Consider the following 15665-nt stretch of genomic DNA (forward strand, 5'->3'; position numbering starts at 1 on the left):
GTCGCTTGCGCTAAAAGGTGCTGACCAGCAGCAATAGTAAAAGTAAAAAATGCGGCTGAGCCCTCGAATGCGCCAACGACTGCGGCATTTGTGCTTAAGTTGCGTCTGTGCCTACGTTACCTGTTTCTGCTATTCATTGCCGGGCGCGGCGCTATGCGGCTTTGCTCTCGCTGGCCCTGCTCTCGCTTACCACCGCCTGCGGGCAAACCACCACCACGCCGCCCGCGCCCCCAGCCATTGTGGTAGATTCGGCCACCGGCAAAATCGACATGCCCTGGCTGCGCCAGCGCCTCGACAGCAGCGCCGCCCTGCGCCGCCAGCAGGTGGGCGTGGCTCTGGCCGATGCCGTTACCGGCGAGCCGCTGTTTGGCTACAACGAGGCGCGGTACTTTACCCCCGCCAGCACCATGAAGCTGCTGAGCCTGGCCGGCGGCCTGGCCCTGCTCGGCGACTCGCTGCCCAGCCTGCGCTACTTCTCGCGGGGCGATACGCTGTTCTTTCAGGGCACCGGCGACCCCACCTTTTTGCACGGCGACGTGCCCTCGCGGCGGGCCTACGCCTTTTTGGCCACCCGGCCCGAGAAAGTGCTGGCCTACTGCGAGATAGCCAGCGTGCCGGCCTACGGGCCGAGTTGGTCGTGGGACGATTTTGGCTACTACTTTCAGCCCGAGCGCACGGCGTTTCCGGTGTATGGCAACACGGTGCGCTTTTATGCGGCCGCGCCGCTGGTGCTGCGCGGTGGCGCGGGCGCGGCGGTGCGGGTGCTGCCGCAGCGGGTGCGGGTGTTTCCGCGCCAGTTTGCGCCGCTCACCGAGCGGGCCGCGGCCGATTTCAAGCTCTCGCCCGACCAGGACGACGAGATGCACGTGTACCGCGCCCCGCTCGACAACCGCTTTACCTACGTGCCCGGCCCCAAAAAGTGGATTGACGAGGTGCCTTACCGCACCAGCCGCCCGCTGCTGCTGCGCCTGCTCGGCGACACGCTGCGCCGCGCCATTGTGGGCACCGCCTGGCACCCGCGCCCGGCCCAGGATAGCATTCGCACCCTGCGCGGGCTGCGCGCCGACTCGCTCTACCGCCGCATGCTGCGCATGAGCGATAACTTCCTGGCCGAGCAGCTGCTGCTCATGGCCAGCAGCCGCGTGGGCTACCGCGACTCGCTGAGCAGCGGCCGCGCTATTCGCTACCTACTTAAGAACCAGCTGAAAGGCCTGCCCGACCGCCCCGACTGGGTCGATGGCTCGGGCCTGTCGCGCCTCAACCTGCTCACGCCGCGCACCCTCACGGCGCTGCTGGTGCGCCTGCACCAGCAGGTGCCCGAGGCGCGCCTGCTGAGTTTGCTGGCGGCCGGCGGGGGCCAGGGCACGCTGCGCAAGCGCTACTTCGAGCCCGGCCCGCCCAAGGTGACGTGGTTTTGGGGCAAAACCGGCACGCTCACGCACACCTGCAACCTGGCGGGCTACGTGCGCTGCAAAAGCGGCCGGCTGGTGGCCGTTACGTTTTTCAACAACGGCATTCCGGGCGACGACCAGCGCACCCGTAACAGCATGCAGTGGATATTGAGCGAAGTGCGGGATAGGTTATAAATTATTGATAATCCGTTTGTTATAAATAAACGGAAAGCCTGCTTGGCGTGCCGGCCTGGCTATTAGGCAAGTAGCCTGCTCAGTTGAAAAGCTCCCGCAAGCCATCCAGGAAGCCGCGCTTCTCGGCCGAAGGCTCCTTGCGTGTGGTGGGCGGCCCAGTGGTAGTTAGCAACCAACTGCTGGCCGCCGCTAAGCCGCTCTGCTGAAACGCCGCCCGGAGCAGCTCCTGAAACTCGTTCAGGGTGGTGGGCAGCTGTGTGGCATCCGTGATGTGGGCCGCATCGTCGGTAGTGCCTAGCAGGTAGCCGCGGTCGGTGGGTGGGCCGTACCGCCACCACTGCCACACGGCAGCCACATCTTCTTTGCCAAATAAGGGGGCCAGGTCACCGGCCAGCAGCCAGCGCAGGCGGCTCGGGTCGGTGCCATCGGCGCGGCATTCTTGGCGCAGTGCTTGCAGGGCCTGTTGCTGGGCGGTGGGGGTGAAGTCGGGGTGCCGCAACAGGTGCAGCAGGTCGAAAAGGTCTTTGAAGCGGGGGCGCACCAGCGTTTGGTGCAGCTTCCAGGCTACTTGCAGGGCCAGCGGCGTGGTGTGGGCTATCAAAAAGGTGTCGCCTTGCAGCGGGCGGTATTCCAGCAGTTGGCTGGGGAGGTCGATGGGTAGGTTGAATGAGATGTCAAGCCAGAGGCCGTTGACATGCTCCCCGTCTATCCAGCATTCCACATCCGTGCTCACGGTGGGAAAATCATCGCCCATGGCGTAGTCGATGGAGCGCCAAAAGGCGTTCTCCCGAAAGCTGCGAAACACGACCCCGTCGGGTAGGCGCAGCTCCGTGATTTTGGTTACCCACTCGTCAAATAAGGCGCGGGCAGTCGCTACGTCCGCAACCGGCTCTAGGTAAACCCAGTCCAAATCGTCGGCAACGCGGTCGGTTGGGTGCGCAAAATATTGCCGGGTTACGTAGCTGCCTTTGAGCATAAAAGGCTGGTCGAGCTCGGCGGCCCGGCGAATAAAGGCCTCGTAGGCCAATGCGTTGCGGCGCAGATGCGGGTTGTCAAGCATGGGTTGTCAGGGTAAAAGCCAGCCCGCATCCAGGGCCTGGTTGCTATCATAGAGGCAGCATTCCGATTCTTGCTTCAGCAAAGGCCATTGGGGTTGCAAAGCGGCCACTACCTGGGCCACGCGGGCCCGAAAGGTGGCCGCCGGGCCAAACTCGCGCAGCGTGACAAACCGGGTGGCCGACTCGCCCCGCAACGCATTGGCCGACAGGTGCGCCCCGTGCTGCTCACAAAGCGCCCGCAGCGCGGCCGGCGCGTGGTGGGGCACCTTGCCGTGCCACTCAAAGTAGGGCCCGAAGCCCGGCCCGGCCGCCGGCGTGGCCAGCTGCGGGTAGCGGGCGTCGGTTTCGATTTTAGTGCGCGTGGTGGGCAGCCCCTGCCGGCGCAGGTAGTCGGCATCGGCCGCCGCTAGGGCCAGCGCGGCAGCCAGGCAGGGGGCCTGCACCACTTTGCCCAGCATGGGCTGCGTGGGGCAGGCCCCGCGCGCCAGCTCAATTACCAGGGGCTTGGCTTGCAGCTGGCCGCACGCCGCCACAAACCCGGTCAGCCCGGCGGGGGTGAGCACGGCCGTAGTGAGGTGAATCTCAAATGGATACATAAGGGCTTCAAAGCTACGTTGTTTCCGGGGTGGGCCCTGTGCGTGCCCAGCTTCTACCTTAGCGGCTTTACCACCTATTCGAGCTTCTATGGCTACCCCCCGCCCGCGCCAGCTGCGCCGCGACAAAACGCTTTTTGACCTGGCCATGAACTCCATTCGGTTGCAGCTGGAAGAAGCCGACCGCCTGGCCCAACAGCCGCAGCTGCGCGAAGCCCCCGATGCCGAGCTGCAATTCATTCAGTACAGCATCGACCAGTGGGCGGGCTTGGGCACGGGCTACATCATGCGTAAGTTTCGGTGCTCGATGGCCCAGGCGCTGCAACTACTGGGCGAGTTGCAGAACGAGCTGAAAATGAGCGTTTCGGTGCCCGAGCTGCGGCGGGTGCCGTTTACCCATTCCCTGGCTTTATCGCCCGAATTAGCGGCTGCCCAGCAGCCAGCGGCGGCTGAGTAGCGCTGCCGGCTAGCTGCCCAGCCGGGCCAGGGCTTCTGGCGGGGTGAGGAAGGGCAGCGCGCCGGCCGCAAACCCTTTCGGGTCGCGGGTAACGATGGCTTCGATAGCGGGGGAAACCTGGGAAGTAGCTGCGAAATATTGCAAAGCATCCTCAAAATCGCTGAATGAGGAGCGTAGCGCGTCATGAACACTGCGCGAATCGACGGCAACGATAGTCACGAGGTCGGCCGTATCCAGCAGCAAATCCTGCGCTTTAGCCGACCCCACCACTTTGCGAAGTATGTAATGGGCTTGGCTAAAGGACAGACTGCTACAGTAGAGCACTAATTTCCGGTCTTCGGCTAGCTGAAATAATTCTGCTGCTGAAATAGCGAAAGGCGGGCGCCGCATTATAAAATCTAGCAGCACATTGGTATCCACGAAGAAGCGGCTCATACTCCGTAGCGCGCCTGCATGGCCTCGTCCAAAACTTTGCGGTAGTCAAAATCAGCAGGTACCTGCACCGCCCCAAATAGACGTTGGATGCGCGGTGACAAAGGCCGCGCAGGCGGCAGAGCGGTTGCCGCGGCCGGCTGCACGGCTGCTTTTAGCAACTCAGCCACCAGCGCATCCAGCTCCTGTCCATGCTGGCGGGCGTACGCCCGCGCGGCTTGCAAGAGGTTGTCATCGAGGTTGATGGTGAGCTGAGACATGGCGTGGAAGATAAAGGCAACGGGAAGATAACGGTAGCGGCTGCGAAGTAGTTTAGTGCTTGTAGCAGTTGCGTAGGCAGTGCACACCTGCCCGGTGCACTGCCTACGCAACTGCCCAACCGCCTAATACAGCACCCGAAACTTAATCGTGTGCTCCACTTCACGCAGGGCCTGAATCACTTCCTGGTCGTACTCGCGGTTGATGTCCGTGATTACGTAACCAATTAGCTCATTGGTCTTTAGGTATTGCCCCAGGATGTTGACGTGGTGCTGGGCCAGCACGTTGTTGATGTTGGCCAGCACGCCGGGCACGTTGGCGTGAATGTGAATGAGGCGGTGCGCCTGCTGCAACGGCAGCTGAATGTTGGGGAAGTTGACGCTCTGCTGGGTGTTGCCGGTGTTGATGTACTCCATAATGCGCTCGGGCACAAACTCGGCAATGTTGCGCTGGGCCTCGGCGGTGCTGCCGCCAATGTGGGGCGTGAGCAGCACGTTGGGCAGGCCGCGCAGCTCGTTTTCGAAGCTTTCGCTGTTCGTTTTAGGTTCGTGCGGAAACACATCCACGGCCGCGCCGCCGAGCTGGCCGCTGCGCAGGGCGGTGGCCAGGGCCGGCACATCCACCACGTGGCCGCGGGCGTTGTTGAGGAACAGGGCGCCCTTTTTCATGAGTGCAAATTCCTTGGTGCCAAAGAAATCCTGGTTGTCGGGGCGGCCGTCGATGTGCAGCGTCACTACGTCGGCCTGGGGCAGCATTTCCTCCAGCGTTTTGCACTTCACGGCGTTGCCGAGTTGCAGCTTTTCGGCCACGTCGTAGTACACCACCTTCATGCCCACGGCCTCGGCCACTACCGAGAGCTGCGAGCCGATGTTGCCGTAGCCAATGATACCCAGCGTCTTACCCCGAATCTCGAACGAGCCGCCGGCCGATTTATCCCACTCGCCGGCGTGCATCTTGGGGTTTTTCTCCGGAATGCGGCGGGCCAGCATAATGATTTCGCCCAGCGCCAGCTCCACCACCGAGCGCGTGTTGCTGAAGGGCGCGTTGAACACGGCCACGCCCTTGCGCATGGCCGCCGGCAGGTCAATCTGGTTGGTGCCGATGCAAAACGCGCCGATGCCGATGAGGCGGTTGGCGGCGTCGAGCACGCGCTGGGTCACCTGCGTTTTCGACCGGATGCCCAGGATGCTCACGCCTTCGATGCGGGCCATGAGCTCGTCCTCGTCGAGGCCGCCCTTCACTTCCTCTACCTGGTAGCCCTCGTGGCGAAATAGCTCGGCGGCGCGGGCGTCGGGGTTTTCAAGCAGCAGCACCTTGATGCGGTTTTTGGGGTAGCTCAGCGTCATGGGTAGTTTCAATTGGTATAAAAACTCGTCGAAAGTGGGCAGCACCTCGTCGGCGTGGGCCACCACGCTGGGGCGGCTCACGTTTTCGGTGTAGGCGTAGAAGCGCTTGGCCAGGCCGGCCTCCCGAATCTGGTAGTCGGTGTAGCCATCGCCGAGCACGTACACCGGGCCGTCGAGCTGCAAGTCGCGCAGCTGCTGAATCTTGCCGCCGTCGCGGCTCAGCACGTTGGCCGGGTCGCAGCCCGTAATGTTGCCCTCGGCGTCGAAGGTGAACGTGTTGGCCAGCACGTGGCTGGCCGCAATGCCGAACTCGGCCACCACGGGCTCAATAAACTCGCGGAAGCCGCTGCTGACCACGTAGATGCGGTCGGCGTGCTGCCGAAAAAAGTCGCCGTTGCGCCGGATGCTGGCGCTCACTTTGGTTTGCAGGTGGGCCACCAGCGGGGCCAGGTGCCGGCGGTTGGCCCCCAGCAGCGCCAGCCGCTTACTTAATGACTCCTGGAAGCCGATTTCGCCGGCCATGCCGCGGTCGGTGAGGGCTTTTATTTCCGCCACGCGCGCGGCGCGGTCGGGCTGGCCTTGCAGGGCAATGTCGGCGAGCTCATCGAGGCCTTCGACCTGCGTGAAGGTGGAGTCGAAGTCGAAAACGAGGTAGGGCAGGGGAGCGGCGTGGTCAGGCATGGGCGCAAAGATGGGGCGGGTAGTATCTTGAGTGACCTTGTTGGCTAGCGCGATTTTTTTAACGACGAGCCTAATTGAACCAGCTTGTGCTTACTGAGCGTGGGCCAGTGGGCCTCACTGTAGGAGTGCGAAGCAAACTGCGCAAGCGCCCGGTAGAACGGCATAAGCATTTCCTTGCTAGTACCAGTTACTTGAAATATTTGGGTGAACGGGCGAGTGCGGGTTGGCCGCTCCGCAAGGGTCAATGTTATTTCTGCGGCTTGATTTTTAAAATCAAACCGGCACTCGGCAGGCTCTAAGTGCCAAAAAACCTGCGCGTTGCCTTCGGCCGAAACCACTGCCAGCGCCTCGCAAAGTGATTCCAGTGGGTTCACAGGTACATCGGCAGCATCGAGTACTAGTTCGAAGGTGCCGGCGCGAAACGTAATCGGGAGCCAGCCACGTGCTGGCTCCCCAAAATTTACGGTTATCATAAAAGAGTTAACGGGTGCGGATACGTCCCGCCACTGATACTACAGTAAAAATACGACTTTCAATAAATTAAACAATGTGGGTACATGAAATGTATGTACATTTGTAGCGCGCCAGCTAGTAAGTAGCTGAGCCCCTCCAACACTACCTGCATTTCACCGGCCCCGTGGCCACCCCCATTTTTACGATGAACATTCTCAACATCATTTCGAGCCCCCGCAAGGAGGCTTCGGCCAGCATTAAGCTCGCCGACGGCATCATCGACAAGCTGCAAGCGGCCCACCCCGGCAGCAGCGTAGTGGTGCGTGACCTGGCTACCAACCCCTTCCCCCACCTGGAGGAGGCCAAGCTGAATGCCCTCTTCACGCCGGCCGAAGCCCGCACACCCGAGCAGCACGCCGCCGCCAAGCACTCGGACGACGCCATCCGGGAGATTATGGATGCCGACGTTATCGTGATTGGCGCGCCGCTCTACAACTTCGGCATTCCCTCGACGCTGAAGGCCTGGATTGACCACATTGCCCGCGCCGGCATTACGTTCCAGTACACCGCCAACGGTCCCGAGGGCCTCGTTGCCGGCAAAAAAGTGTACGTGGCTATGGCCAGCGGCGGCATTTACTCCGAAGGCCCGTCGGCCGGCTACGACTTCGTAGCCCCTTACCTGAAAGCCGTACTGGGCTTCCTGGGCATGACCGACGTGACCGTGGTGCGGGCCGAAGGCCTGGCCATCCCCGGCGTGCAGGACAATGCCGTGCAGAAAGGCCTCGACAGTGTGACCATTGCCGCATAGTTGTTATAATTATTTTATAGTTAGCTAGTTATACTTATAAAAGCCTTCCGCCCAAAAGGGCTGCTACCAACTGGTAGCAGCCCCTTTGGGCGGAAGGCTTTTTGGCGGCTGCGCGGCCGGCTTACAGCGACTTTGCCTCGCGCCAGCTGAACTCGGGCTCGTAGCCCAGCACGCGACGCGCCTTTTCGATGGAGAGCAGGGTTTCGTGCTCGCCCAACTCTTTTTTCACCGGTACGCTGGGGAACGTCTTGGCCATCAGCTCAGTAGAGGAAGTCGTCATCACGGTGTCGGCGTTGGCGATGATGAAGGGGTGCATGCCAGTGGCCTCCCACTCGATGGCCTTGCGGATGGCCTGCGCGCCGTCGCGGGCGTCGATGTAGGCCCACATATTCCACTTGCGCTCCTCGGGGTCGTCGTTGTAGGCCGGGAATTTGGCGTAGTCGGCGGGTTGCATCACGTTCGAGAAGCGCAGGCCCACGAGCTTGAGGGCCGGGGTTTGGTAGCAGAACTGGCGGGCCATGTCCTCCATCAGCACCTTGGCCAGGGCGTAGGCGCTTTTGGCGCGCAGCGGGTAGTCTTCGTCCACGGGCGCGTAGGGCGCGTCGTTCTCAAAGGGCTCGCCCAGCGTGGTTTCGCTGCTGGCCCAGACAACGTTGTGAATGCCCAGCCGGCGGGCGGCCTCGAAGATGTTGTAGGTGCCCATGAGGTTGTTTTGAAACAAATGGGCATCGGGGTACTGGCGCGGGGTGGGGAAGGCCGCCAGGTGCACAATGGCATCGAAGGCCTGCGGGCCTACGCCCGCATGAATCTCAATGCCCTTGGAGGAGAGCGCATCCAGCGTCTGGCCAAAGTCGGACAAGTCGGCGATGATGTGCGGAATGCCTTTTTCGGGGGCCACGATATCGACCACGAACACGTCGTAGCCGTGGGCTTGCAGGTCGGCCACGCAGGCCTGGCCCAGCTTGCCGGTGCCGCCGGTTACGAGCACGCGCTTGGCAGCAGAGGGGGAAGTTGACATAAAGGAGCAGTTACGAATACGGGGCGGCCCGGGCCACCTGGCCCGCCGGCTGCGCCCCGTGCTTTCAGTACGGCAGAACGGGAGCTGCTGCCGAAACTGTTTCTATAACTAACTACTAGTAAGTCAATAAATTAGCCAATGGTTGAGGTTGATAGGAAAGCCGGCCGCACCCCGCGCCTAACCTGGCCGCCCAGCCGCCCGCTAAAACCGGAAACCGGCCGAGATGTAGGGGTACGCGCCTTCCTCCGAAAAGCCCACCACGGCCTGCACCAGCAGCAGCTGGGCGGGCAAAAAGTAGAGGCCGCCGCCGTAGCCGTTGTGCCACTTCTGCGACTGCTCCTCGGGCGACCACACCCGGCCAATGTCGTGAAAAGCCACCACGCCCAGCGTGCCCGGCAGCAGGTAGGACGTAAAGTCGAGCAGCTTCAGACGCAGCTCTAAGTTGTTGAAGGCCATGCTTTTACCCGTGAAGCGCCAGCGGTAGTAGCCGCGCAGGTTTTGGGCCCCGCCCAGCTTGAGCTGCTGAAAGTAGGTGGCATCGCCCAGCGTGGTGCCGCCGCCGGTGCGGTTGGCAAGCACGAGGCTGGAGTCGCGCAGAGGGTTGGCGTAGAAGGTAAATTCGGTGAGGGCCTGCCCGAAGGTGTGGCGGTCGGCATCGAGGCGGTGGAGGCCGGTGACGGTGGTGGCCCAGTACACGCCGCGGTGCGATACCAGCTCCTTGTCGCGGGTGTCGAGGGTGGCGCTGGCCACCAGGCCGGCGTAGGCCTGGCGGCTGAATACGGCCTCCGCGGGGTGCTGCTGGGCGTAGAGGCCCAGGTAGCGCTGCTCGTTTTTCTCGTCGGAGGCGGTGTAGTACTGGGCCACCCCGCCGGCGCTCACCCGCCACTGCTGGTAGGTGTGGGCCAGGCGCACGTCGGCGCTCAGCAGGTTGTACACGCCCCGGTAGTAGCGAATGCGCCGGGCGCCGGAGTTGGCAAACTCGGTTTGGTTGCCCACCCCGAAGAAGTTGTTGTTATAGTTAGGGCCTTTCGATAATACATTGACCAGTAAATCATTGCCCGCCAAGGCGCGCTTAAAGTCGCCGGTGTAGTTGAGCAGCAGCGAGTTGTTGCCAAAGCCATAGTTCACCAGTAGGCTCTGGCGGGCGGCGTAGGGCTCTTTGCGGAAGCCCTGCTTGACATAGATGAAATTGCCAATGAGCTGAAAGCCATAGTCGCGGCTGTAGCCGGCCAGCAGCAGCGGTTGCAGGTAGCTGTAGCGGAAGCTGGTTTTGTTGAGCTGGTTAACGGTGGTATCGCGGGAGGTGCGCAGGCGCGCCTGGCGGGCGGCGGGCAGCTGGTTGGGCTCATCCGAGCGGTCATACACCGTGAGCTTGCGGCGCGGCGCCACCTCGGGGGCTACGGTGAAGGTATCGTTGCCATCGCCCCCAATCAGGCGCACCCGAATGGCCGAACGCGCCGCACCCGCTACCGTAAAGCTATCGGCCCCACCCAGCCCGTAGAGGCGCAGCTCGTCGGTGTCGGCCGGGTCGAAGGTGCGCTGGTAGCGCACGTCGCCCGCGCTGCCATCCTTTTTGCGCTTGCTGATGGTGACCTCGATGCGCCCCCCGGGCTGGTGCACCACGGCCACATCCTCGCGCTTATCGGAGGCCGGGATGTCCACCGTTTTGGCCAGAAAGCGGTAGTATTTCAGGGCCTGCGGGCCCAGGCAATCGCGGCGGGCGCGCAGGTTGTGGGCCAGCTCGGGGCCGCTAAGCTGGTAGATGTTGCGCGGCATGCGGGCCAGCGCGCGGGCCAGGAGGCTGTCGGGCAGGTGCTGCTGCACGTAGGCAATCTGGGTGCGCCAGTCGGCCTCGCTCAGCTCGTTGAGGAAGTAGCGGTCAAAGTACCGCGCCTTGGTGTTCCAGCGGTTGATGGACCGGATGCGGGGGCCGTAGCCCTGCACGTTGGCCATGAGCAAGTGGCGCGACAAAACCCACGGAAAAAGGCCCGACGGCTTGTAAAACACGTGGTCGCGGTCGCGCGGCACGGGCTCATACAGGCTGCCCTTGGGGCCCTTGGTACGCTCCCAGCGCCACTGGTCCTCGTGGCGGTCGTAGTCGCCGAGCAGCATGTCGAGCAGGCGGGCGCGCAGCACGGTTGCCTGGTTCACGCGGTTGTCGTTGTCCTTCTGGAGCCGGTTCTGGGCCTTCTCCGTGTTGTCGGTTTTGTCGGCGTCCAGCGGCTCGCGCTCCTCAAACAGAAACACCTGGTTGGCAAAGTCCTGGCGGTACTCGCCCAGCGCGGGGTCGTCGGGCACGTACACCACCTGGGGGTTGGCGTGCGGAATGCCCAGCGCCTGGGCCAGCGGCGGCACGGCCAGCGCGGCGTAGGGGTGCGAGGTCGACACCTGGTCCTGCAAAATATCCTTGGCGATGGTGGGCCGCAGGGCAAGCGGCAGGCCCCGCTCGGGGTACTTCTGAATGGTGCGCAGCACCCACTGCTGGCCGCTGGCATCCTGCATACGCAGCGACTTGGTTTGCAGGCCGCCGCCGCGCTGCACAATGGTGAGCCCGCCCTTTTCGGTGGCCAGGCGAAACACCGGCAGCCTGACCGGGGCCGCCCACAGCGCCCGGTAGCTCTCGCCAAACAAGCGCCGGTGCACCTTCGATACCTCATTGTAGGTGGGCTCAATGGCCACCGTAATGCTGTCGGCGGAGGCCGCTGTTTGGGCTACGGCCTGGGTAGCAATCAGGAGTAAAGCAGCTAGTAGAACGCGCGGTGAAAAAAAAGCATAAGGCGTAATAAAAAACATAAGCACAAGTAAGAGGCACATAAAGCCAGTTTAGCGGGCTAGTAAACAGGGGGGAGGATAGCGTAGGCCGCGCCGGCCAGGGAGCTGGTCTGAGGGCATTATGAAGGAATTCTGTAGCAAAAATAAGCGCTGCCATTCGCTCGCCGGGCTGCTAAAGCCTCCTGCTGCCTAATCCGGCCTCTCTCCCCGGCTTACCTTTGCCAGTTGATTCCTAGTGCTTTTGCCCTTCTTATGAAAAACCTGCTGCTCGCCGCTATTGCGCTGCTGCTCACGGCGGCCACCCCGGCCACTGCCCCGGTTGCACCGCGTAGCCGCGCGTTTCAATTATTGTGCCGGGCCACGGTGCCCGTGCCCGCCACCGGCACCAAAACGGTGGAGCTGTGGATGCCCGTGCCCCACTCCGATAAGAGCCAGGACGTGCGCGACCTCCACGTAGAGGCCGGCGCGCCCTACACCGTCGAAACTGACCAGTACGGCAACCAGGTGCTGCACCTCAAGCCGGCCGCCGTGCCCACGGTGCCGCTGGTGGTCACGCTCACGGCCCGCATCACGCGCCGCGAGCACCTCAACCTACGCGCCACCGACGACCACGCCCCCGCCGAAACCGAAGCCCGCGACCCCAACCTGGCCCGCTGGCTGGCCCCCGACCGCCTCGTGCCCCTCGATTTCAAAATAAAGGCCCAGGCCCAGGAAGTGGTGAACAAGGCCGGGGCCAAAACCGACCTGCAAAAGGCCCGTGCCATCTACGAGCACGTGGTGAGCACCGTGACCTACGACAAAACCGGCCAGGGCTGGGGCCGCGGCGATATCTACTACGCCTGCGATGCGCGGCGTGGTAACTGCACTGATTTTCACGCCATTGTGATTGGCTATTGCCGGGCGCTGGGCATTCCGGCGCGCTTCAGCATTGGGCTGCCGCTGCCCACCGAGCGCGGCAAGGGCGAAATAAAGGGCTACCACTGCTGGGCCGAATTCTTCACCAAGCAAACCGGCTGGGTGCCCGTCGATGCCTCCGAGGCCGCCAAAAACCCCGATAAGCGCAACTACTTCTTCGGCGCGCACGACGAAAACCGCGTCGAGTTCACCCGCGGCCGCGACCTCACCCTCACGCCCAAGCAGGCCGGCCCGCCCCTCAACTACTTCGTGTATCCCTACGCCGAGGCCGACGGCCAGCCGCTGGAAGTGGCGCGCACCTACACCTTCGAGGACGTAACCGCGAAGTAGGCCCGGCCCGGCCACGCGAGGGTTTAGGGCGATTTCGGAGTTGGTGAATAGTAGCGCGGACTTTCAGTCCGCGAGTAAACGGGCTATTTTACTCACGGACTGAAAGTCCGCGCTACTTCTGCCGCTGTATACCAACTCCGAAACTGCTCTAACCCGCTCGCCCGCTAAAAAAGGGTCTTTTGCATAAGTTTCAAACGCATAGAAAGAGGCCGCCCTGGTTGGGGCGGCCTCTTTGGTAGTGGGCTGGCTGCGCGGTTACGCGGCGTTGGTGGGCGCTTGCAGCTCGGCCACGTCGGCGGCACTCAGCCGCACGTCCATGGCCTTGGTCAGCTCCTGCACCTGCTCGGGGCTGGTGCCGCTGGCGATGGGGGCCGTGATGCCGGGCGCCTGCATGAGCCAGGCCAGCGCTACCTGCGCCTGGTTCACGCCGTGGCGGTCGGCCACGGCGTCGAGGGCTTTTAGAATCTGGAAGCCTTTGTTGTTCAGATACTTCTTACCAATGCCGTCGCCGCGCTGGCTTTTCTTGAGGTCGGCTTCGCTGCGGTACTTGCCGGTGAGAAAGCCCGAGGCCAGCCCGAAATACGGAATTACGCCAATGCCGCTGGCCTGCACAATGGGCAGGTCGTCGTGCTCAAAGGTTTCGTGCGCGTAGAGGTTATACTCGGGCTGGAGGCTTTCGTAACGCGGCAGGCCGTTTTTGCCGCCCGCGTCGAGGGCCGCTTGCAGGCGGGCGGGCTTGAAGTTGCTGGCCCCGATGGCCCGGATTTTTCCTTCCTTCAGCAGCTCGGCGTAGGCTTCGAGCGGCTCGGTTACGGGCAGGCTTTCGTCGTCCTGGTGGCTCTGGTAAAGGTCAATATAGTCGGTTTGGAGGCGGCGTAAGGAGTCCTCAATAGCCTGCTTGATGCGGGCTTTCGAGAGGCCTTTTTTATCGGGGCCCAGTTCCATGCCCACTTTGCTGAAAATCAGCACATCGTCGCGGCGGCCGCGCTGGGCCAGCCACTTGCCCAGTACGGTTTCCGACTGCCCGCCGCCTTCGTGGCCGGGCACCCAGGCCGAGTACACGTCGGCGGTGTCAATGGCGTTGCCGCCGCCCGCCACAAAGGCATCGAGCACGGCAAAGGAAGTCTTTTCGTCGGCCGTCCAGCCAAATACGTTGCCGCCCAGCACGAGCGGGGCGATGTGCAGGCCCGAGTGGCCGAGTTCACGGTGAGCAGTCATTATCTTATGGAAAAGGAGGAGTTGGAAAGGGCCGCCGCGCACGGCGGCCGCGGTAGTGTATAACTCCCCGGCGCGGTTTGGGTTGCCTCCTGGGGCGGGTGGCCGCCCGCCGGTGCGCGGGCTGGCGAGTAGCTACTTGACGCTTTTATCGTGCCTGGCCGCGGCAAAAACGTATGGTTCTTAACGGGGTACGTCGTTCTACCCCGCCCGGCGTTGCCACGGGTTGGCCGGCCGCATCCAGGCCATCGTTTTTGCACTGCCCTATGAGTGAGGCTTTTCGCGCGTTTCGCAGCCGCAATTTCTGCTTGTTTTTTGCCGGGCAGTCTTTGTCGCTGCTGGGCACCTGGATGCAGAAAACGGCGGTGAGCTGGGTGGTCTATGCCCAAACGCAGTCCAAGTTTATGCTGGGCGTGAGCGTGTTTGCTACGCTCTTCCCGTCGGCCGTGTTTTCGCTGCTGGGGGGCGTCGTGTCCGACCGCTACTCGCGCTACCGGGTGCTGCTGGCCACGCAGGTGCTCTCGATGGTGCAGGCCGTGCTGCTGACGCTGGCCGTGGTGTGGCAGCACGATGGGGTGGTGGCCATCATTGCCCTGAGCGCGGTGCTGGGCATCATCAACGCCTTCGACGTGCCGGCCCGGCAGTCGCTGGTCTACGACCTGGTGGACGATAAGGAGGACGTGCCCAACGCGGTGGCCCTCAACTCAACCATGCTCAACCTGAGCAAGCTGCTGGGGCCGGCCGTGGCGGGCCTGGCCATCGAGCGGCTGGGGGCGGCCGCCTGCTTCGGGCTGAATGCGGTTAGCTTCGTGGCCGTTATCGGGTCGCTGCTGGCGCTGCGGCTGCCCGCCTACGTAGCCAAGCCGCGCACCCAGGCCCTGCTGGCCGAGCTGGCCGACGGCTTCCGCTACGTGCGCGATACGCCCGATATCCGCTTCATTATCAGCACGCTGGGCCTGATGGCGCTGCTGGTGCTACCCTTCACCGCCCTCATGCCGGTGTATGCGAAGGATATCTTTCGGGGCACCGCCACCACCTTCGGCGTGCTCGACGGCGCCATTGGGCTGGGCGGCCTGGGGGCGGCGCTCTACCTGACGTCGCTGCCGCCGAGCGCCGATTTGCATAAGGTAATGACCGTCAACACATTTGTGCTGGGCGCGGGGCTGCTGCTGTTTGCCTACACGCCGTGGTACTGGCTGGCGCTGGCCTTCCTGGTGGGGGGCGCCTTTGGTATGATGGCCCAGATTACCCTCAACGTGACGCTGCTGCAAACCACGGTGCTGCCGGCCATGCGCGGTCGCGTCATCAGCCTCTACGTGCTGGTGTACACCACCGCGCTGCCGCTGGGCAGCCTGGTGGTGGGGGCGGCCGCCGGGCGCTTCGGCGTGCGGGCCACCGTGCTGGCCGAGGGCGTGCTGGCCTTGCTCATCGGCCTGCTCTACCTGCGCCATTTGCGCCAGATGCCGGCGGCTTCCGGGTTGGAATTAAAAATGAAGAATTAAAAGTAAGCCCGGTCTTCATGTTCAATTTCCCTAAAACCCGCGTTCCTACTCCGTCAGCACCAGCAGCAGGCCTTGCAGCTCCTGGTTAAGCAGGCGCACCGCCGATTGCAGCTCGTTGAGCATGTTGGCGCGCACCGTGAGCTGGTTGGCCGAGTACCGGCCGCCGGGGCCAAACAGCAAGCCGGCCAGCGCTTTACCCTTGGGAGAATCGGGCTGGTCGAGTTGGCCGTAGTGCGTCCAG

Annotated in this window: 15 protein-coding genes; 5 read left to right on the top strand and 10 right to left on the bottom strand. The window is 63.1% G+C overall.

All coding sequences use genetic code 11. The annotated features are described in order from the left end of the window. Positions 1-107 precede the first annotated feature (107 nt). Entirely contained in the window at positions 108-1586 is a 1479-nt protein-coding gene (locus tag QMK33_RS14675; protein WP_283565354.1) for a D-alanyl-D-alanine carboxypeptidase, read from the top strand. 79 nt (positions 1587-1665) lie between these two features. Here the strand turns inward: QMK33_RS14675 and QMK33_RS14680 are convergent, their stop codons facing one another. Continuing rightward, a complete protein-coding gene (locus tag QMK33_RS14680; protein WP_283565355.1) occupies positions 1666-2646 on the bottom strand; it encodes a nucleotidyl transferase AbiEii/AbiGii toxin family protein in 981 nt (326 codons plus the stop codon). Between the two features lie 6 nt (positions 2647-2652). After that, positions 2653-3240: a hypothetical protein gene (locus tag QMK33_RS14685; protein ID WP_283565356.1), complete on the bottom strand. Its 588-nt coding sequence runs from the start codon at positions 3238-3240 to the stop codon at positions 2653-2655. 88 nt (positions 3241-3328) lie between these two features. Here QMK33_RS14685 and QMK33_RS14690 point away from each other — a divergent pair, with 88 nt between their 5' ends. Further along, a complete protein-coding gene (locus QMK33_RS14690; RefSeq protein WP_283565357.1) occupies positions 3329-3694 on the top strand; it encodes a hypothetical protein in 366 nt (121 codons plus the stop codon). Positions 3695-3703: 9 nt separating this feature from the next. Here QMK33_RS14690 and QMK33_RS14695 read toward each other — a convergent pair whose 3' ends face one another. The 4 genes from QMK33_RS14695 to QMK33_RS14710 form a co-directional block, all read right to left on the bottom strand. Further along, positions 3704-4129, bottom strand: coding sequence for a type II toxin-antitoxin system VapC family toxin (locus QMK33_RS14695; RefSeq protein ID WP_283565358.1), 426 nt, complete (start codon positions 4127-4129; stop codon positions 3704-3706). Next, entirely contained in the window at positions 4126-4386 is a 261-nt protein-coding gene (locus tag QMK33_RS14700; RefSeq protein WP_283565359.1) for a DUF6364 family protein, read from the bottom strand. Before QMK33_RS14700 ends, QMK33_RS14695 begins: the two co-directional genes overlap by 4 nt. 123 nt (positions 4387-4509) lie before the next feature. After that, on the bottom strand, positions 4510-6411 hold the full coding sequence (gene serA, locus QMK33_RS14705; RefSeq protein WP_283565360.1) for a phosphoglycerate dehydrogenase: 1902 nt from the start codon (positions 6409-6411) through the stop codon (positions 4510-4512). A 44-nt stretch (positions 6412-6455) separates the two neighbouring features. Then, a complete protein-coding gene (locus QMK33_RS14710; protein WP_283565361.1) occupies positions 6456-6884 on the bottom strand; it encodes a hypothetical protein in 429 nt (142 codons plus the stop codon). 164 nt (positions 6885-7048) lie between these two features. Here QMK33_RS14710 and QMK33_RS14715 point away from each other — a divergent pair, with 164 nt between their 5' ends. Further along, complete coding sequence (locus tag QMK33_RS14715; protein ID WP_283565362.1) at positions 7049-7672, top strand: FMN-dependent NADH-azoreductase; 624 nt, start codon at positions 7049-7051, stop codon at positions 7670-7672. A 121-nt stretch (positions 7673-7793) separates the two neighbouring features. Here QMK33_RS14715 and QMK33_RS14720 read toward each other — a convergent pair whose 3' ends face one another. Next, positions 7794-8690 (bottom strand): NAD-dependent epimerase/dehydratase family protein, encoded by an 897-nt coding sequence (locus QMK33_RS14720; protein ID WP_283565363.1) that lies wholly within the window; start codon positions 8688-8690, stop codon positions 7794-7796. A gap of 201 nt (positions 8691-8891) precedes the next feature. After that, entirely contained in the window at positions 8892-11483 is a 2592-nt protein-coding gene (locus QMK33_RS14725) for a BamA/TamA family outer membrane protein (RefSeq protein ID WP_283565364.1), read from the bottom strand. 231 nt (positions 11484-11714) lie between these two features. Between QMK33_RS14725 and QMK33_RS14730 the strand changes: the two genes are divergently transcribed. Continuing rightward, complete coding sequence (locus QMK33_RS14730; RefSeq protein WP_283565365.1) at positions 11715-12707, top strand: transglutaminase-like domain-containing protein; 993 nt, start codon at positions 11715-11717, stop codon at positions 12705-12707. Positions 12708-12962: 255 nt separating this feature from the next. Here the strand turns inward: QMK33_RS14730 and QMK33_RS14735 are convergent, their stop codons facing one another. Continuing rightward, the gene (locus tag QMK33_RS14735; protein WP_283565366.1) at positions 12963-13925 is read right to left on the bottom strand and encodes an aldo/keto reductase; all 963 of its coding nucleotides are present in this window, start codon (positions 13923-13925) and stop codon (positions 12963-12965) included. 263 nt (positions 13926-14188) lie between these two features. Between QMK33_RS14735 and QMK33_RS14740 the strand changes: the two genes are divergently transcribed. Beyond that, the gene (locus QMK33_RS14740) at positions 14189-15424 is read left to right on the top strand and encodes an MFS transporter (protein WP_283565367.1); all 1236 of its coding nucleotides are present in this window, start codon (positions 14189-14191) and stop codon (positions 15422-15424) included. Between the two features lie 45 nt (positions 15425-15469). Here QMK33_RS14740 and QMK33_RS14745 read toward each other — a convergent pair whose 3' ends face one another. After that, positions 15470-15604, bottom strand: a complete 135-nt coding sequence (locus tag QMK33_RS14745) for a hypothetical protein (RefSeq protein ID WP_283565368.1) — start codon at positions 15602-15604, stop codon at positions 15470-15472. Between the last annotated feature and the right edge of the window lie 61 nt (positions 15605-15665).

The sequence above is a fragment of the Hymenobacter sp. H14-R3 genome, assembly GCF_030063445.1.
Classification (GTDB): Bacteria; Bacteroidota; Bacteroidia; order Cytophagales; family Hymenobacteraceae; genus Hymenobacter.